Consider the following 21,793-nt stretch of genomic DNA (forward strand, 5'->3'; position numbering starts at 1 on the left):
ATACATTTTGATACACACGAACCGAACCAGCATAAGTCCCACTTCCATTATTTAAGTACGCTCCAATAGCTACAATGCTTCCATCACTGGAAAGGGAAAGACTATAACCACTATAATCACCAGTAGCTTCTCCGTCAATATCAGCTCCTATTTTTGTCCAAACTCCCGATACATTTTGATACACACGAACCGAACCAGCATTACCTCCGCTTCCAGCATTTTGGATAGCTCCAATTGCCACAATAGCTCCATCACTAGAAAGGGAAACAACACCACTAAAATCAGAAGCAGCTTCTCCGTCGATATCAGCTCCTATTTTCGTCCAAATTCCCGATACATTTTGATACACACGAACTGAACCAGCACTAATTCCACTTCCAGAATTTCCTCTAGCTCCAATAGCTACAGTGCTTCCATCACCAGAGAGGGAAACATTTTCTCCACTTGCATCATTAGCAGCTTCTCCGTCGATATCAGTTCCAATTTTTGTCCAAATTCCCGATACATTTTGATACACACGAACAGAACCAGCAGTTTCTCCATTTCCATCATTTCCATAAGCTCCAATAGCTACAATGTTTCCATCATTAGAGAGGGAAACACTATAACCACTATGATCACCAGCAGCTTCTCCGTCTATATTAGCTCCTATTTGTGTCTGTGCCATACTTAGTAAAGGAAGTAAAGTAAAAAAAAGTACTTTTTTCATAATTTATTTAATTTTAATTATTTGTAGGGATAAAAGTATAAATTAAAATCGGTATTAGCATTTTATGCAAGTATTTTTATACTTTTTTAGATAATTGTTTTTTTTTTAATCGTAAATCTTTTCTTAAAAGTCTAAAATTTCGAGGAAGTATTAAGAATTATCTAAAAAATAACTTTTGTATCTTTATAAAAAATTAAAAAATGGAAGATTTTCAAACTATTTGTACATTCAATTTTGCACACGAAATTATAGTTTTGAAATCTATTTTACAAAATGAAGGAATTCCTTTTTTGTTTCAAAACGAGAATCTAATCTCAATTGATCCATTTGCTAGTATTGCTTATGGTGGCATTCATCTTAAAGTGCACAGAAATGATTTCGAAAGAGTTCAAAAGATTTTAGATAATTTGAATACTAATTTAAAAATAGTGGAATAGATTGCTTCGTTCCTCGCAATGACTGTTTGAAGTTGTCAACAGCTATTAAAAACAACAAAAAGAAAAAGAAATTTAAATTATTTTTTTGATGGTTATTATAGGGTGTTAATAGTTACAATAAGTTTATTTTTAAAAGAACGATTTTATAGTTATAGTTTTTTATAATGATTTATTAACATAGAATTGCGACTTTAAAAGGTTTATTTTTAGACTTTTTTAAATAAATATTAACAACTGTTCATAATTAAAAAAGTAATGTTTTTGTAAATAAGTTAAGATTGAAATTTTGTTAACAATACGATTTTTTCTATCAATAACTTTTCTAAAAATTCACCAAACTAAATTTGGTTATTTCATTCCGGTTTTGGATTACGTTTTTATTTGATACTAACAAGAAATAGTTCTAATTTTCTATTTCAAGTTATCAACATTCAATGTTAATTTAACGTTAACTGAATATCAAGCGTTTAGGTTTTACTATTAACAATGGCACATTTTTTTTATTTAAATCATTATTAATCAATATTTTATAAATATTGTTACTTATTTTAAATTCTTTAAAACACACAAGATTAATGTTATAACTCTAAACAGATTTAATAGTATAATTCTAAAAATAAGCTCTAGTTTACGTAAATTTGCAACACAAAATAAAATGCATTTATTATGAAAATCTCCATAGGAAACGACCACGCAGGTCCAGAATACAAAAAAGCAATTGTTCAGTATTTAGAATCAAAAGGACACGAAGTAACAAATTACGGAACAGATAGCGATGCCTCTGTAGATTATCCAGATTTTGGTCATCCGGTTGCTACTGATGTTTCGGACGGGAATGCCGATTATGGAATCGTTATTTGTGGTTCAGGAAACGGAATAGCAATGACGGTGAATAAACATCCAAAAGTAAGAGCAGGTTTGTGTTGGACAAAAGAAATTGCTTATTTAACACGTTTGCATAACAACGCCAATGTTCTAAGTATTCCAGCTCGTTACACTTCCATTCAACAAGCTGTAGAAATTGTCGAAACATTTTTGACCACCGAATTCGAAGGCGGAAGACATCAAACCAGAGTAGATAAAATTAGTTGTTAATATTTTGGAACATCACCATCACCACGATCACAGACACCACCATCACCACCAAGTCCAAGGTAAAAACCTACTATTTTCTATTGTTTTAAATCTTATAATTACAATTGCACAAGTTATCGGTGGACTTATTTCAGGAAGTTTAGCCTTAATATCTGATGCGCTACATAATTTTTCAGATGTTCTTTCTTTGGTTTTTAGCTATGTTGCGCATAAATTATCGAAGAAAAAAGTTGCTATAAATGAAAATTTTGGTTACAAAAGAGCCGAACTTATAGCGGCTTTTGTCAATGCAATAACCTTAATTATTGTGGCTTTGTTTTTAATTTATGGAGCAATTGAACGTTTTTTCAATCCACAACATATCGCTTCTGAATTAGTAATTTGGCTTTCTATTTTAGGAATTGTTGTCAATGGTTTATCTGCATTAATGCTAAAAAATGATGCAGCGAAAAACCTGAATATGAAATCAGCTTACTTGCATTTGTTTACTGATATGCTGGCTTCGGTTGCGGTTTTAATTGGCGGACTGTTGATGAAATATTTTCAATGGTTTTGGGTCGATAGTGTATTGACATTTATTATTGCTATTTATTTAATACTAGTTGGGTTTGATTTACTTAAAAAATCTACCCAAATGTTGATGCTTTTTACCCCAAAAAACATTGATATCAATAAAATTATTAGCGAAATACATAAAATAGAAGGTGTTGAAAAATTACACCACATTCACATTTGGCATCTTAATGATCATGAATTGCAATTCGAAGCACATTTGGATTGTAGGGAAGATATAAAAATATCTGAATTCAATGAGATTTTGCACAAAATGAGGCATATTTTGTTCTATAAATTCCATATTGATCACGTTAATATTCAACCAGAATACAATGTAGAAGAAGTTTCTAAGGATTTTATTGTTCAGGATTAGTACCTAATCCACAAAAAAACAAATAGAGCTTGAACGAATACAATTCCCCAATACTTCCATAAATAGGACGTTTTAGACGTTTTGTGCCTAAAAACAAACATCGCTAAACCCGAACCAATTGTTCCTCCCCAAAAAACAATACTTAAAAGTAGTAGTTCTGGAATTCTTTGTCTTCGTGCTTTTGCTAAATGTTTGTCATATCCGATTAGTATAAAAGCAATTCCATTTAAAATCAAAAAATAGTAGAATAAAACATTCATTTAACTAAAATTAAGTTCCAAAGATATTATTTTAGCTTTCCGAAAAAAATCAAAAAATGACCAACATACAATTCATCGCCAAGTCTGTCCCGACAGCAGCAATAAACATTCAAAATACCGTTCAATTATTAGAAGAAGATTGCACGATTCCCTTTATTTCAAGATATCGCAAAGACAAAACCGGCAATCTTGACGAAGTTCAAATCGAGCAAATCGCCAAATTTCAAAAGGAGTATGAAGTCATCGTAAAACGAAAAGAAGCGATTTTAAAATCGATTGAAGAGCAAAACGCTTTAACACCTGAATTGGATAAAAAAATCCAACAGAGTTTCGATTTACAGGAATTGGAGGATATTTATTTACCATTCAAAAAAAAGAAAAAAACCAAAGCCGACGTCGCTCGCGAAAATGGATTAGAACCTTTGGCAAAAATCATAATGGCGCAAAACAACGACGACGTCGATTTCTTGGCCACGAAATATTTGAACGATAATGTGATAAACGAAGACGCCGCTTTGCAAGGCGCACGCGACATAATCGCTGAATGGATTAACGAAAATATTTATGTTCGTAAACAATTGCGAAGACTTTTTCAACGAAAAGCAACCATCACAACCAAAGTGGTAAAAACTAAAAAAGACGAACACGACGCCCAAAAATTCAATCAATATTTCGATTGGTCAGAAGCTTTAACTAAAGCGCCTTCGCATAGATTGTTGGCGATGCTTCGTGCTGAAAACGAAGGTTTCATCAAGTTTAAAATAGAAGTCGACATTGAGGAAGCTTATGATATTATTGACGAATTGGTTTTAAAAGGCAATAATAAAACTACGCCGCACGTACAATTAGCCATCGAAGACAGTTATAAAAGACTACTAAATCCCGCGATTTCAAACGAAGCTTTGCAAGAAGCCAAAGCCAAGGCTGACGCCAATTCGATTCAGGTTTTTGCAAACAATTTAGGTCAGTTATTGCTCGCACCGCCTTTGGGCGAAAAACGAATTTTAGCGATTGATCCTGGATTTCGTTCGGGTTGCAAAGTAGTTTGTCTGGATGAAAGAGGCGATTTGCTCTACAACGAAAATATTTATCCGCACGCGCCACAAAACGAAACTGCAATGGCGATGAAAAAAATCCGTTCGATGGTCAATGCCTATCAAATTGACGCGATTTCCATTGGGAACGGAACAGCTTCAAGAGAAACCGAATTCTTTATAAAAAAAATTGCTTTCGACAAACCGGTTCAGGTTTTTATTGTCTCAGAAGCTGGCGCATCGGTGTATTCCGCTTCGAAAATTGCACGTGAGGAATTCCCAAATTATGATGTCACAGTCCGTGGCTCGGTTTCTATCGGGAGACGATTATCAGATCCTTTGGCGGAACTGGTAAAAATTGACCCGAAAGCGATAGGAGTGGGGCAGTACCAACATGATGTAGATCAAACCAAACTCAAGGAAGAACTGGATAACACCGTGATTCGTTGCGTGAATTCGGTTGGAATTAACATCAATACAGCGAGCAAGCATTTGCTGAGCTACGTGAGTGGAATAGGGGAGAAGCTGGCCGAAAATATCGTGCAATATCGCTCGGAAAATGGACCATTTGAAGATAGAAAACAGTTGAAAAAAGTGCCTCGTTTGGGCGAAAAAGCCTATCAACAAGGTGTTGCTTTTATCCGGATTGCTAATGCAAAAAACCCGTTGGACAATTCTGCCGTTCACCCAGAAGCGTATGGTATTGTAGAGAAAATAGCGAAAGATTTAAAGCTATCCGTTAATGATTTAATTTCCAACAAAGAAAAAACAGCTTTAATTAAACCTGAAATCTATATCACACCTGAAATTGGTTTATTGACATTGAAAGACATCATCAAAGAGCTCGAAAAACCAGGATTAGACCCAAGAAAATCAGCCAAAGTTTTTGAATTTGACCTGAATGTAAAAACCATAAAAGATCTCCGAATTGGAATGATTATACCCGGAATTGTCAACAACATTACTAATTTTGGTTGCTTTGTTGATATTGGTTTAAAAGAAAGTGGATTGGTACATATCTCCCAACTCAAAGCAGGCTTTGTGAGCGATGTGAATGAAGTAGTGAAACTTCACCAACACGTTACCGTAAAAGTCACGGAAGTTGATGAAGATCGAAAGAGAATTCAGTTGACGATGGTTTTGTAAAACATAAAAACCAGTTTCAATTAGTTTTTGAAACTGGCTTTATTTGTAGAATTCATTTTTTATAACTGAATTACGCCACCAATATTATAGCTGTAACCAGCATTTAAAACTCGTACACCTATTATATTATTAATAGAAGTTAAACCATTAAAGAATTGTGCATCAATTAGAATTCCAAATTTTTCAGTAATTCCAATTTTATATCCAATTCCGTATGTAAATCCTAATTGAAAAGACTTTATTGAGTTATCTAAACCCGTTTGCGATTGTCCATTTTTTAAAAAATCAGCTTTTGTTAAAAACGAAGGGCTTAATCCAAAATTCAAATTCCATTTACGTGTACTCCCAAAATGCCAATTGGCATTGATTGGAATGCTCAAATAGTTTAATTTATCTTCATATTTATCCTCCGCATCAATATTTGTTCCTCCCATTTTATCAAAAATCAAACCCGAACGCAAACTCCATCTATCGTTAAAATAATAATCAGAAGTTACCCCAAATTGAACACCTGAGTTGTACTTAGTTGAATCATATTCACTGTTTTCGTAAAAACTTGAAGCTCCAATTTTTGGAGTAATTTCAATAGTTCCTTTCTTTTTAGTTTGAGCATTTGTGAATCCAATTGATACTAATGTCACTAATAATACAAATTTTTTCATTTTGAATTTTTAAAAAATATAGTACAAATGTAAAAAAATAGGTTTATAAACCAAATTAAATTTTGTATTAAATTTCACTCAAAGATTCGAAAAAAAAGCTTTTTAAAACAAAAGTTCCAAACCACGATAATGGTTTGGAACTTTAAATTTTGAAAACTAAAAACAATATTTACTTAGTTTCCTCTTCTTTTTTATCAGCTGTTTTGTCGTCTTTAGCAGCATTTTTGAATTCTTTAATTCCGCTACCCAATCCTTTCATTAATTCTGGAATTTTTTTACCTCCAAAAAGTAATAAAACAACTGCCAAAATAATAAGTATTTCCGTTACACCTAATCTTCCCATACTATAATAATTTATTGCCGAAGCAAATTTGTAATAAATCGTTCGACAAAGGTAAATAGAAATACTATACTCAAAGTCATTTTACGCTATTTATTTAGGTTCGAATGCGTTAAAAATTTGGTAAAAAAGGCCATAACACAAACGCAAATAAGAAAACAGTCGAAAGATTGCATTAATTATTATATTTGTAACATAAACACAAAAGATGTCTGACAATAGACTTAAACGAAGAAAACTCCACAACAAATTATTCACAAAAAACCGATTGGTTATTTTGAATGAAGATACTTTTGAAGAACTTTTTTCCTTCAAATTGAATCTAATGAATGTTTTTGTGGCAGCAACTTCAGGCGCTATTTTATTAATAACGTTTACCACTTTTATTATAGCTTTTACTCCGTTGCGAGAATTTATTCCGGGATACTCTTCCTCAAAACTCAAAAGAGACGCCACCGAATTAGCATTAAAATCGGATTCCTTAACTCTGGCTTTACAGCAAAACGAAGCCTATATCAAGTCCATCCAAAAAGTATTAACAGGACAATTAGAATATGCCAAATTCAATAAAGATTCCATTCTTGCTAGTAGTGAAATAACACCTTCTAAATTTGATTTATCCGCGTCAGAAGAAGAATTGAAATTAAGAAAAGAGGTAGCTAAAGAAGAAAAAAATTCCCAATCCAACGCATCAAAAGCGAAAAAAAAATAAAACTTTTATAATGTCTTTAAAACCTTTTTTCGCTAAAATATTTGCGCACAACATCTATAGAAAAACCCAAATTTGGGCAACTAATCCAATAGAAACGCAACAACGAGTTTTGGAGGATTTAATTCGTCAAGCGAAAAGCACCCAATTTGGAATAGATCATCATTTCGATAAAATAAAAACCTTCGAAGATTTTGCCAAAAATGTTCCGATTAGGGATTACGAAGATTTAAAAACTTATATTGATAAAGTGGTGAAAGGCGAGGAAGATGTGCTTTGGAAAGGCAAACCGCTTTATTTTGCCAAAACTTCAGGAACAACTTCAGGTGCAAAATATATTCCGCTGACCAAGGAATCGATGCCTTTTCACATCGAAGCGGCTCGAAACGCCATTTTGCATTACATTCACGAAACAGGAAACGCCGATTTTGTTGATGGAAAAATGATTTTTCTGCAGGGAAGTCCAATTCTCGACGAAAAGAACGGAATTAAACTGGGAAGATTATCAGGAATTGTGGCGCATTTTGTTCCGAAATATTTACAAAAAAACCGACTTCCTTCTTGGGAAACCAATTGTATAGAAGATTGGGAAACTAAAGTAAATGCGATTGTCGAAGAAACATTCGATCAAAAGATGACTGTCATTTCTGGGATTCCATCTTGGGTGCAAATGTATTTTGAAAAGCTTTCGCAAAAAGGAGGAAAGCCCGTGGGCGAAATTTTCAAAAACTTCAATTTATTTATTTATGGTGGCGTGAATTACGAACCGTATCGCGCCAAATTTGAAAATTTGATTGGACGAAAAGTGGACAGTATCGAATTATTTCCGGCTTCCGAAGGGTTTTTTGCGTACCAATCCCGAAACTTCGGGACCAAAAACGAAGAAGGAATGTTGCTGCTACTGAACTCCGGAATTTTCTACGAATTCATAAAAAGTGACGAATTTTACACAGAAAATCCAAAGAGATATACCATTGGCGAAGTAGAATTGAATGTAAATTATGTGTTGATAATTTCTACAAATGCTGGACTTTGGGGCTACAACATTGGAGACACCGTTCAATTTAAGAGCTTGAAACCTTATAGGGTAATAGTTTCGGGAAGAATCAAACATTATATCTCGGCTTTTGGCGAACACGTGATTGGCAAAGAAGTCGAAAGCGCTTTGCAGGAAGCTATTATTGGAACAACTATTCGCATCAACGAATTTACCGTTGCTCCACAAATCACTCCAAACGAAGGTTTGCCGTATCACGAATGGTTCATTGAATTTGATCCCGATGTTTCGGGAGAACCTGAAAACTTCGATGCTTTTGCGGAAGCTTTAGATAATGCGATGCGAAAACAAAATATTTATTACGATGATTTGATTGTGGGCAATGTGTTGCGAAAAGTGGTGATTACAAAAGTGGTTAAAAATGGTTTTCAAGATTATATGAAATCCATTGGAAAACTCGGCGGACAAAACAAAATTCCAAGATTAAGCAACGATAGAAAAATTGTCGATTTGCTACAAAAAGAATAGAAAAAATGACACAAAAAAGACTTTTTTTAGCATTGATTTTGGTTACGTTTTCTCTTTCGGGACAGATTAAAGGAGTTGTAAAAGACAGCCTTACCGGCAAACCAATTCCTTTTGTAAACATTTGGGTTCAGAACGAAAATATTGGATCGACTTCGGAGGAAAATGGAATGTTTTTTATCAATTCAACTGAAAACGGAAAAAAATTAATTTTTTCAACTTTGGGATACGAAAAGAAGACTATTAATGCTTCTTTAGCTTCGGAAGTGTTTTTAAAACCGACAGCTTATTTGTTGAATGAAGTTGTGATTTCAAAAAGTATTGGAACAAAACAAATTGAAATTGGTAAAAATAATAATGAAATTTACCAAGCATTTGATAACGGACCTAAGATTGACACCAAGTTCTTCCCTTATATTTCGTCTTATAAAAGAACAAAATATTTAAAGCAAGTTAGTATTTATACCGACAGCAGAATCGAAAATGCTATAATTAAAATTCATTTTTATGAAGTTGATTCTAATGGTTTTCCAGGCGAAGAATTGCTCGACAAGGACTTTGTAGTTACCGTTAAAAAAGGAACACGAACGAACCGTTTTGATTTAATGGACTTTAATTTAAAATTCCCAAAAAACGGTCTTTTTGTGGGCTTCGAAAAGTTAATGATAGAAAAGAATAAATTCGAGAAAACCATTACCGATTCGAATACCAATATCACCCAAATACAAAAGACTTATTTTCCATTTGTACTGTACAATTACGTTGAAAGAGAATTTTTATATACTTTCTCAGGCGGAAAATGGACCAGAAAATCAAAACAAGACGATGGCGACTCCCCAAGTAAAATGATGATAAACGAACCTGTGATAACATTAATTTTAAGTAACTAATACATAAAAACCATACATTTGTAGGTTACAAAAAGTAAACTAATAAAAGGAATTAAGATTGTTTTCGCCACGGCGAACAAGTATTTCCTCGTAATGACAAAAAAATGAAAGAAATAAAAAACATATCAAGATCTAGAGCGCAAGAATCCTCTGCGGCAATTGAAAAAATGTACATTACAATGCGCCATTTGTTTAACCGTGGTTTTTATAAACCAATGGGCATTTCTGGCGATACTTTAAGAGAAGCTTTGTTAGCTTTGCGACCAGAAATTTATGGAAATATAGGCGAAGAAAAAGTAGAGTTGAACGGCCTTTTATACGTTATTGAGCGTCTTCCAATAGGAATTGAGGAATGTCGATTTATCAATTTAACTTCGGATGAAGGGTATTCAAAATCCCATTTTCAGGCGATTGTTCCTCCAAAAAGAAGACGAAATTGTTATCGCATTGACGAAGAACAAATGAATGTTGAAATCACAAGAGGACGTTCGGATATTTATGATATTTTGACACATTTGACGTTTATTTTCATCGAATCACATAAGATAAGAAACCGCGTTTTACTTGATGACGCTGGTGAAGTTTCTCGCGATTGGCAAAAATTAGAAATGACAGTTGCACAAAAGAAAAAACTTACTCAAATTGAAAAGGAGAAAGCTGTTTCGCACGCAGCAAATATTCTGGGAAGAACATTTATTGAAGTTTTGGATATTTATGATGCTTTTGGATCGGAAGCATCTCCAGATCGGTTTTTGCACGTAATTTATTGGTTAGGAAAATTAGCGATTGAAGAAATAACCGATGACAACAAGCGAACCATAACTTTCAGTCCAATTTTAAGAGAACGACTAGGACATCATATTCACGGTGAGATTTGGGCAACAAATATTAAAGAAGTCTTAAAAAAGAACCAACTTTTAAATCGACCAATTCATATTATTAGTGCCAATATGCACAGTGTGATGAACTCTATTTTTGCCACAACTGTCCTAAAAACTAAGTTCAAAGACAAATCGGATTTCTTTATTTATGAAGAATTGAGTAAATCGGGAGCGCATGGGGTGAGAGATAAAGTTTCAGCATTTGCAAAACAATACGGAATGATTTCGCTTCCAGATGATTCAGGAACTAATATTGATGTTCAAATTTTTGACACCGCCAAAATAGATTGGACAAAATCATCCTTTCCCAAAGCAAGCATTGGAGACAAAAAACCAGTACTAATCGTGATGGATTATGCTTTTGGCGAGCAAGCTTATGAAACCATAGACGAATTATTGAAACCCTACAAAAAGGACATTTTATTGAATGTAGAATCGGTTTCTATTATGGGAAAAGCCGGAATTCTTCAAGGCGGAAAAGGCGATATTATGATTCCAATTGCGCATATCAATGAAGGAACCGCAGATAATTATTTCTTCGAAAACGAATTAAAAGGTGAAATGTTTATCAATGATGATATTCCCGTTTTTGAAGGGCCAATGGTTACCGTTTTAGGAACCTCTTTACAAAATAAAGATTTATTAAAGTTTTTCCACGAATCGACTTGGGGTGTAATTGGACTGGAAATGGAAGGATCTTATTATCAAAAAGCTATTCAGTCGGCTTCAAAAATCAGGAAAAGTATTCCTCAAGATGTGAAAGTGAGGTATGCTTATTATGCTTCGGATAATCCGTTAGAAACTGGAAGTACCTTAGCTTCAGGTGGCTTAGGAACAACAGGTGTGAAACCAACTTATTTGATTACTATCAAGATATTGGAACAAATATTTAACGTAAAATAAATTTACAACTAAAGGACGAGATTGCCTTGCTTCGTGCCTCGCAACTTTTCGCAACGACAAGAATATGAAAAGAATACTTATTACAGGCGCAGCAGGTTTTTTGGGTTCACATCTTTGTGACCGTTTTATTAAAGAAGGCTATTTTGTTATCGGGATGGATAACTTGATTACTGGAGATTTGAAAAACATAGAACATTTGTTCAAGTTAGAACATTTCGAATTTTATCATCACGATATTACCAAGTTTGTGCACGTTCCCGGCAATTTAGATTATATTCTTCATTTTGCTTCACCAGCAAGTCCAATAGATTATTTGAAAATTCCAATCCAGACCTTGAAAGTAGGTTCATTGGGGACACACAATCTTTTAGGTTTGGCAAGAGTCAAAAAAGCCAGAATTCTTATTGCATCTACTTCCGAGGTCTACGGAGATCCATTGGTCCATCCACAAACCGAAGAATATTACGGAAACGTAAACACCATAGGGCCACGAGGAGTTTATGACGAAGCCAAACGTTTTCAAGAATCCATCACCATGGCCTATCATACTTTTCACGGTGTTGAAACTAGAATTGTTCGAATTTTTAATACTTATGGACCAAGAATGCGTCTCAATGATGGTCGAGTTATTCCAGCTTTTATCGGACAAGCACTTCGTGGTGAGGATTTAACTATTTTTGGTGACGGAATGCAAACCCGTTCTTTTTGTTATGTCGATGATCAGGTAGAAGGCATTTTCAGGTTATTGCATTCTGATTATTCACTTCCTGTAAACATCGGAAATCCAGACGAAATTACCATCAAGGATTTTGCCAATGAAATTATAAAACTTACAGGAACAACTCAAAAAGTAGTATATTATCCTTTGCCAATAAATGATCCTCTGCAACGTCAGCCAGATACAACCAAAGCCAAGGAATTATTGGGTTGGGAAGCCAAGGTTTCAAGAGAAGAAGGGATGAAGATTACCTATGACTATTTCAAATCATTGTCAACCGAAGAATTGTTAAAAGAAGAGCACAAAGATTTTTCTAAGTACATCAAATAGTTGAAAACTAAAACGGGAAGATATTCAGGATATATTAGGCCATTTTCATACTTGATTGATTTGATAATCATCAATGTAGCGGCTTTTTATATATTTTTCTTTCACTCTAACGAAATTGTTTATTCCATCTTAATCAGTTTTGCTTGGATTGCTATAGCTATTTACCTCGGTTTTTATGAAGTGTATCGTTACACAAAGGTTATTGCAATCCTAAATTGCGCATTAAAGCAGTTCATTTTATTTTCCTTATTTTGTTTGGCTTTAGAGCTGTTTTATTCGGATTTTTATTTTCAAAAACGAGTTGTTTTCTTCGTATTTGTTTCAATAGCAATCATTCTTTTCTTCAAACTTTCTATTTATTTTTTGTTAAGACGGATTAGAATTTTATACGGAGGAAATTCACGAAGTGTGGTCTTATTGGGAAATAATAAAAGTATTAACCCGTTAAAAAACTTTTTTACTGAAAACCCAGATTATGGATACAGATTGATGAAAATATTCACGCTGGAAAACCATAAAAATGAAAGAATTAACGAATGCTTTTCCTATGTGATTTCTAGTCAAACCGATGAAATTTATTGTTCGATGGCTGATTTATCGCAGAGTCAAATTACTGATGTTATAGATTTTGCCGATAATAACTTGAAAACCTTAAAATTTATTCCAGACGAAAAACAAATTTTTTCAAGAACAGCTAAATTCGAATACTACGATTATATTCCTGTTATTTCGCTACGGAATATTTTGCAAGACGAAACGATAAACAAAATAATCAAGCGAGGTTTTGACATTGTTTTTTCCTTCTTGATTATCGTAGGAGTAATGTCGTGGCTTACGCCAATTTTAGCCATAATAATAAAATTTGAATCAAAAGGACCGCTATTTTTTACACAAAAGAGAAATGGATTACACTACAAAGAATTCAATTGTTATAAATTCCGATCGATGTTTATTAACGATAAAGCCGATGTGGATTTGGCATCAAAAAATGACATCCGAATAACTAAAGTGGGCAAATTTATCCGAAAAACCAGTATTGATGAATTACCTCAGTTTTTGAATGTTATTTTAGGCGAAATGTCAGTAGTTGGACCAAGACCACATATGGTAAGTGTTGCTAATTTATATGCTCTAAAAGTAGATAAATTTATGGTACGTCATTTTGTTAAACCAGGAATCACAGGACTTGCGCAAACAAAGGGTTTTCGCGGCGAAGTAGAAACAGACGAAGATATCATCAATAGAGTAAAATATGATATTTTTTACATGGAAAATTGGTCTATTTTATTAGATATCGAAATCATACTCAAAACCATTTATAATATTATAAAAGGAGACGAAAAAGCCTTTTAAAACACGTTTTTGAGGATTAAATCTTTAATTTGAAAATCCAGATTGAAATGGTTTTCCGCAGTATCAAAAACATGTTGTTTCATTTTTTGGATTTCACTTTTTCCTGTTTTTGATATTTCGATTAAAGAGGAATTTAGGCTTTCAAATTTTCCTACTGGGGCAATCCAACCCAAATTGTTTTCTGTAACAATCGTTTCACCTTCACCACCACCAAAATAAAGTACAGGAAATCCCAAAGCACAATATTCGAATATTTTGGAGGGAACAGAGCCGTAAATTCTTGTTTTTAATGGAATAATGGCAATATCAAAAGTTTTGAGTTTTTCATGTAGCATATTCCTTTCTAGCATTCCGTGAAAAAAGACTTTTTTCTCTGGACTATTGCTGATTAACTCTTCAATTTGAGTTTTTTCTGCACCATCTCCAAAAATGTGTAATTCAATGTTTAGATTTTGTAATTCGATTTTTTGGCACAAGTCAAAAACACCTTGCGCAACACCTAACAATCCTGCGTAAAATAGTTTTATAGGTTCATTGGCATTAGCGACCAAATCCATTTTGCCTACTTGATGATCAGGGAAATTACGATATAAATGGCACTCTTTTTCTGGAAAAATTGAATGAATGTGTGCTATGATTTCGTTGGACTGACCAAAGATTAAAGTGGCATTTTTATAAATGAAACGTTCAAAAAACAAAGAAACTTGATGCGAAAAACTCTCTGATTTCAAAGCTTTTAATTCAATAGCCGCCAAAGGCCACAAATCGGAAACATTTAATATTATTTTTTTTCGCATTAGCGAAAGTACCAAAACAGACACAAACGATAACAATAGTGGCGGCGATTGAACCACAACTTTTTTTGGTGTTTTTTTGCATAATAAATAGAAAAACAATACCGACGCAAAAGACAAAACCGAAAGCGTTCTCTTAAAGATATTTTTGCTGACGCTAGGATAAATCCAAAGTCGTTTTACGGTAATATTTTGAAGCTTTTCGGTTACTAAAAATTTACCTTTGTATTCTGGAAACAATTCCCCTTTTGGGTAATTACCTAATGGACAAAGTACAGTAACTTTATAATTATTTTGATGTAATTTCAGTGCCAATTGTTCAATTCTATTAGCCGCAGCTCCTTTTTCAGGCGGATAATAATTTGATATAATGAGGATTTTTTCCATTACTGCTCCATATGTTAAACTGAATTTATTTCAGATTTTTGACACAAATTTCACGAATTGACACTAATTCAAGTATGTTTAATTATTTCACGAAGTAGTGAAATTTTTAGTTATTAAAAGTTCGTGTAAATTAGTGAAATTCGTGTTTAATCTTTTATCATTTTGATAGTAAAATATCAATAATTCGTTCTGAAGCTTTTCCGTCCCAAAGTTCTGGAATTCCTGCTTTTCGTTTTCCATTTATAATAAATTTCCCAAATAATTTTTCTAAACTTTCTATAGAAGTTCCTACTAAAGTATTCGTCCCAATGCTTTGTGTTTCGGGTCTTTCGGTGTTGTTTCGCATCGTAAAACACGGAATTCCCATAACGGTAGTTTCTTCCGAAATCCCACCAGAATCAGTAATCACGGCAAAACTATTTTTGATGAGGTACATAAAGTTTAAATACCCTTGCGGTTCTAGAAAAAGAATGTTTTTTAACTTTAGATTGGTTTCGCCTAAAATTGCTTTTGTTCTTGGATGAATCGGAAAAACCACTTTTTTATCGCCAGCCAATTTATCTATGCCTTGAAGCAATTGAATAAGCGATTGTTCTTCGTCTACGTTTGAAGGGCGATGCAAAGTAAGAATGATGTAATTCGCAGTTTCTAATTGGAATTCATTCCAGAAAACAGGTTTAATAATTCTTTCTAAATTTTGATATAAAGTGTCAATCATTACGTTGCCAACGAAATGAACATTAGCTTCTTCAACGCCATATTTCAACAAATTTTCTGATGCTGTGGTTGAGGTCGTAAAAAAATAATCGGTAATACTATCCGTAACAATTCTGTTGATTTCTTCGGGCATTGTCATATCGCCGGAGCGAATTCCAGCCTCAACGTGAGCGACTTTTAGGTTTTGTTTTTTGGCCACAATTGCACAAGCCATCGTCGAATTGACATCGCCCACTACCAAAACTAAATCGCAAGGATGTTGCTGCAATTCTTTTTCAAAAGCGACCATAATGGCTCCTGTTTGTTCGGCTTGCGAACCACTTTTTACTTCCAGATTGCTGTTGGGTTTCGGAATATTTAATTCCTCGAAAAAAGTATCGCTGAGGTTTTTGTCATAATGCTGACCTGTATGTACCAAACGATAGGAAATATTCGCTCCTTCCTTTTGCTTTTTTTCAATCGCTTTGATAATGGGTGCGATTTTGATAAAATTAGGCCTTGCACCTGCAACTATGGTGATTTTCATTGGATGTTATTTTTTGTAACCAATTTTTGTTCTTGGCGGTTCATTTTCTTTTTTCTCGGATAACTCATCCAAATAGGAGAAAACCAACTCGATGTTCTTGTCGTGATTTTCTAATTTTTTCTGAATTTGGAGAATATCTATTTTTAAATCGGCGGTGTCTAAAAGCATTTGTCTCACTTTGCTAAATATCCGCATAATTTGAATATTGGTCTGGATAGCTTTGTCGCTATTTAGCACACTAGACAACATAAGAACCCCGTGTTCCGTAAAAACGGAAGGTAAATATTTTTGATGTTGACCTCTTCCTTTCTTTAAGGTCACAAATTGTGATCTTAAAGAATTATATTCTAATTCAGTCAATTCAAACATAAAATCTTCGGGAAATCTAGATATATTCCTTTTTACGGCTTGTTTTAAAACTCTGGTTTCAATACCGTAAAGCATTGCTAAATCACGATCCAGCATCACTTTTTGGTTTCTAATAAAGTAAATTTTATTAGAAATTAATTCTTCAGAAAGTAGTATTTCGTTTTCCATAAAGTATTCTTTAATAATTTTTAAGGTCACAAATTGTGATCTTGAACGTCTTGAAGTCACAATTTGTGACATCAAGATTGAATTTGGAGATTACATTTTGTGACATCCGATTATTTACTTATAACTCCCTCTCCAAAGGAGAGGGTTGGGGTGAGGCTCGAAACAAACTGTTTCAATTTTCCGCTTTTGTTTCGTTCCAGTTTTTCTTTTCTGATGAATTTAAAAACCAATCCTTTTTCCAAATATAAGGCAATTGCAGCTTCAATTTTTTGGATTTGCTCCAAATTTAATTCGGTTTTGCTTACATATTCAATGTCAAAAGTATCGATTTTTGTTTGTTTGACGACAAATTCTTTTACATTGCCATCATCTTCTATGATACTTTTGGTCACGTAATAGAAAGTCAGTCCAGGCGATTTTTTTCCGCTTGGTAAAATAGCAATATCATTGGTCCGACCAATTAATTGCTGAAGAATAGGTTTTTTCGGTGTGCTTTTTTCATCTAAAATCCCAATGTCGCCAATGTCATATCGAATAAACGGATGCGCTTTGTTGAACAAGGAAGTGATTACAATTCGACCTTCCTTTCCGTAAGGCAAAACAGTATTGTTTTCATCTAAAATCTCCACAAAAAGAGTCTCGGAATTCACTTGCCATTCTCCTTCAGGATTTTGAAAAGCGATTAAATCAAGTTCAGAAGCGCCGTATTCATTGACAACAGGAACACCAAATTGTTTTTCCAACAGGATTTTGTCTTCTTCAAAAAGCATTTCTGAAGTGACTACACAGACTTTCAAAGTTGGACAAATTTCTTTTAAAACAATATTTTTCTGCTGTAAAAATTTGGCAAACAAAACAATAGAACTCGTATAACCGTTGATGTAATCGAATTTTTTTGTTTCGAATTTTTTCAAAAACTCTTCCAAAACTTTATCCGATAAATCGAAAATTGAAAACCGAAATCTATTGGTCAAAAAATCCTTGAAGCGTTCTTTCCTGTTGCCTATAAAATCCAACGGTATTCCATAAAAACGAGCTTGGTAAGACGAATTGAAATTAATTCCGTGCCAGCCAAAACGGTTGATAATGTTTGCCCAAGTTAAAGCGTGTGAAAACTTGTCTTTGGCAAAAATAAAAGGATCGCCGCTCGAACCAGACGTTTTATTGACGTAAACAGTTGCAAGAGAAAAACCGTTTGAAAGTCTTTCGATCAATGGTTTCTGAAAGTCTTTCTTGGTCATTATTGGCAAATCGTTCCAAGTAGTGAAAGGGGTTTTGCCAAAGAGTTTTTTATAAGATGAATTATTTTTTAAATGATAATCAACAATTTCTAGTTTTTTATTTTCAATAAAAGTTTCAAATACCTGCTCGGGAACAGCCTGAATTTTTTGCAACTCGGCTTTGGCTTCCTTCATCGGGAAACCATTTAGTTTTAGCGAAAAATCAAAAAGTGGAAACATTATTGCAAAAATATTTCACCAAAAATAATATTTACCAACCACTAATGACCAACAACCAACAACTTTTTAAAAATTAATTATTTTTACAGTTTAAAAGCAATTATTTTTGCCAAAATTAACCACTACACGATGACAATTTTACTTTTAGGTTCAGGAGGAAGGGAACACGCTTTTGCTTGGAAAATGATTCAAAGTCCGCTTTGCGAAACACTTTTTGTAGCTCCTGGAAATGCTGGAACTGCTTCGATAGCCAACAATGTTGACATAAGCCCTACGGATTTTGAGGCTATAAGAGCATTCGTACTTCAGGAAAAAGTAGAAATGGTAGTTGTTGGGCCCGAAGATCCATTGGTAAAAGGAATTTTTGATTTTTTTAAAAATGACAACGATTTAAATAACATTCCAGTTATTGGGCCATCAAAACTTGGTGCAACTCTTGAAGGAAGTAAAGAGTTTGCCAAAGAATTTCTGTTCAGACACAATATTCCAACAGCGGCTTACGATAGTTTTACGGCTGAAACTGTTGAAGAAGGATGCGACTTCTTGGAAACTTTACAATCTCCTTATGTTTTGAAAGCTGATGGATTGGCGGCAGGAAAAGGCGTTTTGATCATTCACGATTTGGCTGAAGCCAAGGAAGAATTAAGAAATATGTTGGTTAACCAAAAATTTGGTGCAGCCAGTTCTAAAGTGGTAATTGAAGAATTTTTAGACGGAATTGAATTGAGTTGCTTCGTTTTGACAGACGGAAAAAGTTATAAAATTTTGCCAACGGCCAAAGATTACAAACGCATTGGCGAAGGCGACACCGGTTTGAATACAGGCGGAATGGGCGCAGTTTCACCAGTTCCTTATGTAGATGTCGTTTTGATGGAGAAAATCGAAACACGCATTGTTAAACCAACAATTGAAGGTTTTCAAAAGGATGGAATTGAATATAAAGGATTTGTGTTTATTGGTTTGATTAACGTGAACAACGAACCCATCGTAATTGAGTACAACGTGAGAATGGGCGATCCTGAAACGGAAGTGGTTGTTCCAAGAATGAAATCGGATTTGGTGAAATTATTTTTGGCTGTAGCCAATGAAAAACTAGATGAATTTGAACTAGAAATTGACGAACGAAGCGCCACAACAATTGTGTTGGTTTCAGGCGGTTATCCGGAAGATTTTGAGAAAGGAAAAGTGATTTCGGGAATAGACACTATTGAGGATTCAATTGTTTTTCACGCAGGAACAAAACTGGATAACGGAAATATAGTGAGCAATGGTGGAAGAGTTTTGACCGTGACATCTTACGGAGACAATTTTGAAGAGGCCATAAAAAAATCCTACCAAAACATAGAAAAGCTACATTTTGATAAGATGTATTTTAGAAAAGATATTGGAAACGATTTAAAATAGTACCCAATATGTATGGTTTCAAATTTCTTAAAATATTATTTCAAGAAAGAGTGAGCTGTGGTATCTTGGTTTTCTTCGCCTTGGTCTTCATGCAATTTTAATTGTTTACACCAATATACGATGGCAACTGAACAGATTATCATAAATCCCCAGTTAATGATATTAGCTAAGAACCAGTGGTTGAGTTCTAATTCTCTTAGAAAATTGTGTAGTATGAATAAAACGTTTTCAAATAACCATTGAATTCCTTCAAAAAATGCTTTCATCTTTTTAATTTTATTAATTAATTATAGGTAATGTAACTCGCAGTTGTATTTATTTTATTGAAAAAAAAATTACTTGGCTCGTTTCATCTTTGTACAAGTATTATATTTACAGTCACAAAAGTATAAAATATCCTTATGATAACAAGTGTTTTTAAAAAATCTACACCATTAAATTTAATTTTGGTTGTAATTTTAATGCTAGTTTTCTTTTTCATTAAGATTTTTCAAGATTTACCTTGGATAAATTCAGGGGCTTTAATAGTAAAAAAAGGAGGTTTATTCTTTATTTTGCTGGGTTCTATTTTTATTACAAATTTTGTTGCCAAGAAAAACGGATTAAGCAAAGACAGTAGTTATACGATGTTTTTTTGTTTTTTGTTTTTGCTTTTTTTTCCTTCAGTATTTGGTAACATAAATTTACTTTTATCTAATTTTTTTATTTTATTAGCACTTCGACGATTGATTTCTTTGCAATCCTTAAAAGCATCGAAAGAAAAAATATTTGACGCTTCGTTATGGATTTTTGTTGCAGCATTATTCCACTTCTGGAGCATTCTCTATATAGTTTTAGTTTTTATATCTATCATTTTTCACGTTGCAAGAGATTACAGAAACTGGGTTTTGCCGTTTATCGCTTTTTTTGCTGTGGGAATAATTTCTGTAGGCGTTTCATTACTGTTTAGCAAAAATATTATTGGATACATTACTGAAAATGCTGTTATCAACTTCGATAGTGATTATTTTACGAATACGTATCAGAACGTAGCTTTTTCAATTTATTTGACTGTTGCTTTGTTTTTTGTAATTTCAATGTTTGCATCACTTTCGAGCAAACTTTTATTTTTACTTTCGTCATACAAAAAAATTATCGCTTCTTTTTTTATTGCAATAGTGATTTTTGCAATATCGGCGAACAAAAGCAATGATTTATTGATTTATACTATTGCGCCGTTGTCAATAATGGCAACGAGCCACATCGAAGTGAAGCAACTGCAACTAAAACAAGAATTGGTTTTAGGAATACTAATTCTTTGTAGTTTGTTTGCATTTTTCTCCCAATTATAATTTGTTCCCGTAAGCTAGATCGCCAGCATCGCCTAATCCTGGAACAATGTATTTTTTATCATTTAATTTTTCATCCAAAGTGGCAACCCACAGATGACAGGAATCTGGCAAATGCTTTTCAAGATAGGCAATTCCTTCTGGAGCAGCAATGATTACGGCAATATGAATTTCTTTTGGCAACCCTTTTTCTAATAATGTATTAAAAACAGCCACCATCGATTGTCCTGTGGCAAGCATAGGATCTATCAAAAGCAAGGTCTTATTTTCAATAGTAGGAACGGCTTGATATTCGACTAAAATATCAAAAAACGCATCGTTGTTGGGATGATGTCTGTAAGCAGAAACGAAACCATTTTCGGCATTGTCAAAATAATTTAAAAACCCCAAATGGAGCGGTAAACCAGCTCTAAGTATAGAACACAACACCAATTTATCTTCGATTTCGGTGGTTTTTTTGATACCAAGCGGTGTTTGAATTTCAATAGCTCTATACTGCAAATCTTTGCTCAATTCATAAGCCATCACTTCGCCAATTCGTTCGATATTTCTTCTAAAGCGCATGCTGTCATTTTGAACATTCACGTTTCTAATTTGTCCCAAAAAATGATTCAGAATACTATTGTCTTCGGATAAATAATGTGTTTGCATATTTGATGTTTAAAGTTTAAAGTCTAAAGTTTCATTGTAAATGTATAAAAACTATCTTTGTATTTATAAAAT

At 33.6% G+C, this 21,793-nt stretch carries 21 protein-coding genes and 1 pseudogene; 12 read left to right on the forward strand and 10 right to left on the reverse strand.

What is annotated here, in order from left to right; all coding sequences use genetic code 11:
* Positions 1-709, reverse strand: a pseudogene (locus tag RMO83_RS04590) (FG-GAP repeat protein); the annotation flags it as partial.
* 200 nt (positions 710-909) lie between these two features.
* Between RMO83_RS04590 and RMO83_RS04595 the strand changes: the two are divergent.
* The 3 genes from RMO83_RS04595 to RMO83_RS04605 all read left to right on the forward strand — a co-directional run bounded on the left by RMO83_RS04595 (position 910) and on the right by RMO83_RS04605 (position 3,169).
* The gene (locus tag RMO83_RS04595) at positions 910-1,146 is read left to right on the forward strand and encodes a DUF2007 domain-containing protein (protein ID WP_310558502.1); all 237 of its coding nucleotides are present in this window, start codon (positions 910-912) and stop codon (positions 1,144-1,146) included.
* Between the two features lie 666 nt (positions 1,147-1,812).
* Positions 1,813-2,241 (forward strand): ribose 5-phosphate isomerase B, encoded by a 429-nt coding sequence (gene rpiB, locus RMO83_RS04600; protein ID WP_310558503.1) that lies wholly within the window; start codon positions 1,813-1,815, stop codon positions 2,239-2,241.
* 4 nt (positions 2,242-2,245) lie between these two features.
* On the forward strand, positions 2,246-3,169 hold the full coding sequence (locus RMO83_RS04605; protein WP_310558504.1) for a cation diffusion facilitator family transporter: 924 nt from the start codon (positions 2,246-2,248) through the stop codon (positions 3,167-3,169).
* Here the strand turns inward: RMO83_RS04605 and RMO83_RS04610 are convergent.
* Complete coding sequence (locus tag RMO83_RS04610; protein ID WP_310558505.1) at positions 3,166-3,429, reverse strand: DUF1294 domain-containing protein; 264 nt, start codon at positions 3,427-3,429, stop codon at positions 3,166-3,168. The two genes, RMO83_RS04605 and RMO83_RS04610, sit on opposite strands and share 4 nt — an antisense overlap.
* 56 nt (positions 3,430-3,485) lie before the next feature.
* Between RMO83_RS04610 and RMO83_RS04615 the strand changes: the two genes are divergently transcribed.
* Positions 3,486-5,609: a Tex family protein gene (locus RMO83_RS04615; protein ID WP_310558506.1), complete on the forward strand. Its 2,124-nt coding sequence runs from the start codon at positions 3,486-3,488 to the stop codon at positions 5,607-5,609.
* A 59-nt stretch (positions 5,610-5,668) separates the two neighbouring features.
* On the opposite strand, the gene RMO83_RS04620 is transcribed toward RMO83_RS04615, so the two are convergent.
* Positions 5,669-6,271: a porin family protein gene (locus RMO83_RS04620; protein ID WP_310558507.1), complete on the reverse strand. Its 603-nt coding sequence runs from the start codon at positions 6,269-6,271 to the stop codon at positions 5,669-5,671.
* Positions 6,272-6,440: 169 nt separating this feature from the next.
* On the reverse strand, positions 6,441-6,614 hold the full coding sequence (gene tatA / locus RMO83_RS04625) for a twin-arginine translocase TatA/TatE family subunit (RefSeq protein WP_310558508.1): 174 nt from the start codon (positions 6,612-6,614) through the stop codon (positions 6,441-6,443).
* 205 nt (positions 6,615-6,819) lie between these two features.
* Between tatA and RMO83_RS04630 the strand changes: the two genes are divergently transcribed.
* The 6 genes from RMO83_RS04630 to RMO83_RS04655 all read left to right on the forward strand — a co-directional run bounded on the left by RMO83_RS04630 (position 6,820) and on the right by RMO83_RS04655 (position 13,917).
* Entirely contained in the window at positions 6,820-7,323 is a 504-nt protein-coding gene (locus RMO83_RS04630) for a peptidase (RefSeq protein ID WP_310558509.1), read from the forward strand.
* Between the two features lie 10 nt (positions 7,324-7,333).
* Positions 7,334-8,845 (forward strand): GH3 auxin-responsive promoter family protein, encoded by a 1,512-nt coding sequence (locus tag RMO83_RS04635; protein ID WP_310558510.1) that lies wholly within the window; start codon positions 7,334-7,336, stop codon positions 8,843-8,845.
* 5 nt (positions 8,846-8,850) lie between these two features.
* Positions 8,851-9,732, forward strand: coding sequence for a carboxypeptidase-like regulatory domain-containing protein (locus tag RMO83_RS04640; RefSeq protein WP_310558511.1), 882 nt, complete (start codon positions 8,851-8,853; stop codon positions 9,730-9,732).
* Positions 9,733-9,836: 104 nt separating this feature from the next.
* Positions 9,837-11,516, forward strand: a complete 1,680-nt coding sequence (locus RMO83_RS04645; protein WP_310558512.1) for a DUF6909 family protein — start codon at positions 9,837-9,839, stop codon at positions 11,514-11,516.
* A 64-nt stretch (positions 11,517-11,580) separates the two neighbouring features.
* The gene (locus RMO83_RS04650) at positions 11,581-12,564 is read left to right on the forward strand and encodes an SDR family oxidoreductase (RefSeq protein ID WP_310558513.1); all 984 of its coding nucleotides are present in this window, start codon (positions 11,581-11,583) and stop codon (positions 12,562-12,564) included.
* The gene (locus tag RMO83_RS04655) at positions 12,565-13,917 is read left to right on the forward strand and encodes an exopolysaccharide biosynthesis polyprenyl glycosylphosphotransferase (RefSeq protein ID WP_310558514.1); all 1,353 of its coding nucleotides are present in this window, start codon (positions 12,565-12,567) and stop codon (positions 13,915-13,917) included. It abuts the gene before it with no gap.
* Here RMO83_RS04655 and RMO83_RS04660 read toward each other — a convergent pair.
* The 4 genes from RMO83_RS04660 to RMO83_RS04675 all read right to left on the reverse strand — a co-directional run bounded on the left by RMO83_RS04660 (position 13,914) and on the right by RMO83_RS04675 (position 18,338).
* Positions 13,914-15,098, reverse strand: coding sequence for a glycosyltransferase family 4 protein (locus RMO83_RS04660; RefSeq protein WP_310558515.1), 1,185 nt, complete (start codon positions 15,096-15,098; stop codon positions 13,914-13,916). The two genes, RMO83_RS04655 and RMO83_RS04660, sit on opposite strands and share 4 nt — an antisense overlap.
* A gap of 157 nt (positions 15,099-15,255) precedes the next feature.
* A complete protein-coding gene (wecB, locus tag RMO83_RS04665; RefSeq protein WP_310558516.1) occupies positions 15,256-16,341 on the reverse strand; it encodes a non-hydrolyzing UDP-N-acetylglucosamine 2-epimerase in 1,086 nt (361 codons plus the stop codon).
* Between the two features lie 6 nt (positions 16,342-16,347).
* Positions 16,348-16,950 carry an ORF6N domain-containing protein gene (locus tag RMO83_RS04670; RefSeq protein ID WP_310558517.1) on the reverse strand — a complete coding sequence of 201 codons (603 nt, stop codon included), beginning with the start codon at positions 16,948-16,950 and terminating at the stop codon, positions 16,348-16,350.
* 38 nt (positions 16,951-16,988) lie between these two features.
* Positions 16,989-18,338: a phenylacetate--CoA ligase family protein gene (locus RMO83_RS04675; RefSeq protein WP_310558518.1), complete on the reverse strand. Its 1,350-nt coding sequence runs from the start codon at positions 18,336-18,338 to the stop codon at positions 16,989-16,991.
* Positions 18,339-18,467: 129 nt separating this feature from the next.
* Between RMO83_RS04675 and purD the strand changes: the two genes are divergently transcribed.
* Positions 18,468-19,742 carry a phosphoribosylamine--glycine ligase gene (gene purD, locus RMO83_RS04680; RefSeq protein ID WP_310558519.1) on the forward strand — a complete coding sequence of 425 codons (1,275 nt, stop codon included), beginning with the start codon at positions 18,468-18,470 and terminating at the stop codon, positions 19,740-19,742.
* 35 nt (positions 19,743-19,777) lie between these two features.
* On the opposite strand, the gene RMO83_RS04685 is transcribed toward purD, so the two are convergent.
* Positions 19,778-20,008, reverse strand: a complete 231-nt coding sequence (locus RMO83_RS04685; protein ID WP_310558520.1) for a DUF6341 family protein — start codon at positions 20,006-20,008, stop codon at positions 19,778-19,780.
* A gap of 135 nt (positions 20,009-20,143) precedes the next feature.
* On the opposite strand from RMO83_RS04685, the gene RMO83_RS04690 reads away from it, so the two are divergent.
* Positions 20,144-21,073: a DUF6427 family protein gene (locus RMO83_RS04690; RefSeq protein WP_310558521.1), complete on the forward strand. Its 930-nt coding sequence runs from the start codon at positions 20,144-20,146 to the stop codon at positions 21,071-21,073.
* Here RMO83_RS04690 and upp read toward each other — a convergent pair.
* Positions 21,068-21,721: a uracil phosphoribosyltransferase gene (upp, locus tag RMO83_RS04695; protein WP_310558522.1), complete on the reverse strand. Its 654-nt coding sequence runs from the start codon at positions 21,719-21,721 to the stop codon at positions 21,068-21,070. The two genes, RMO83_RS04690 and upp, sit on opposite strands and share 6 nt — an antisense overlap.
* Positions 21,722-21,793: the final 72 nt, after the last annotated feature.

This window comes from Flavobacterium sp. (assembly GCF_031423415.1).
Classification (GTDB): Bacteria; Bacteroidota; Bacteroidia; order Flavobacteriales; family Flavobacteriaceae; genus Flavobacterium.

Excerpts from the sequence above, each read along its gene's own strand:
- RMO83_RS04640 (WP_310558511.1), top strand. The coding sequence starts at position 8,851 with ATGACACAAAAAAGACTTTTTTTAGCATTGATTTTGGTTACGTTTTCT.
- RMO83_RS04630 (WP_310558509.1), top strand. The coding sequence starts at position 6,820 with ATGTCTGACAATAGACTTAAACGAAGAAAACTCCACAACAAATTATTC.
- RMO83_RS04595 (WP_310558502.1), top strand. The coding sequence starts at position 910 with ATGGAAGATTTTCAAACTATTTGTACATTCAATTTTGCACACGAAATT.
- RMO83_RS04690 (WP_310558521.1), top strand. The coding sequence starts at position 20,144 with ATGATAACAAGTGTTTTTAAAAAATCTACACCATTAAATTTAATTTTG.
- RMO83_RS04620 (WP_310558507.1), bottom strand. The coding sequence starts at position 6,271 with ATGAAAAAATTTGTATTATTAGTGACATTAGTATCAATTGGATTCACA.
- RMO83_RS04650 (WP_310558513.1), top strand. The coding sequence starts at position 11,581 with ATGAAAAGAATACTTATTACAGGCGCAGCAGGTTTTTTGGGTTCACAT.
- wecB (WP_310558516.1), bottom strand. The coding sequence starts at position 16,341 with ATGAAAATCACCATAGTTGCAGGTGCAAGGCCTAATTTTATCAAAATC.
- upp (WP_310558522.1), bottom strand. The coding sequence starts at position 21,721 with ATGCAAACACATTATTTATCCGAAGACAATAGTATTCTGAATCATTTT.
- purD (WP_310558519.1), top strand. The coding sequence starts at position 18,468 with ATGACAATTTTACTTTTAGGTTCAGGAGGAAGGGAACACGCTTTTGCT.
- RMO83_RS04635 (WP_310558510.1), top strand. The coding sequence starts at position 7,334 with ATGTCTTTAAAACCTTTTTTCGCTAAAATATTTGCGCACAACATCTAT.
- RMO83_RS04670 (WP_310558517.1), bottom strand. The coding sequence starts at position 16,950 with ATGTCACAAATTGTGACTTCAAGACGTTCAAGATCACAATTTGTGACC.
- RMO83_RS04685 (WP_310558520.1), bottom strand. The coding sequence starts at position 20,008 with ATGAAAGCATTTTTTGAAGGAATTCAATGGTTATTTGAAAACGTTTTA.
- RMO83_RS04675 (WP_310558518.1), bottom strand. The coding sequence starts at position 18,338 with ATGTTTCCACTTTTTGATTTTTCGCTAAAACTAAATGGTTTCCCGATG.
- RMO83_RS04615 (WP_310558506.1), top strand. The coding sequence starts at position 3,486 with ATGACCAACATACAATTCATCGCCAAGTCTGTCCCGACAGCAGCAATA.
- rpiB (WP_310558503.1), top strand. The coding sequence starts at position 1,813 with ATGAAAATCTCCATAGGAAACGACCACGCAGGTCCAGAATACAAAAAA.
- RMO83_RS04610 (WP_310558505.1), bottom strand. The coding sequence starts at position 3,429 with ATGAATGTTTTATTCTACTATTTTTTGATTTTAAATGGAATTGCTTTT.
- RMO83_RS04645 (WP_310558512.1), top strand. The coding sequence starts at position 9,837 with ATGAAAGAAATAAAAAACATATCAAGATCTAGAGCGCAAGAATCCTCT.
- tatA (WP_310558508.1), bottom strand. The coding sequence starts at position 6,614 with ATGGGAAGATTAGGTGTAACGGAAATACTTATTATTTTGGCAGTTGTT.
- RMO83_RS04660 (WP_310558515.1), bottom strand. The coding sequence starts at position 15,098 with ATGGAAAAAATCCTCATTATATCAAATTATTATCCGCCTGAAAAAGGA.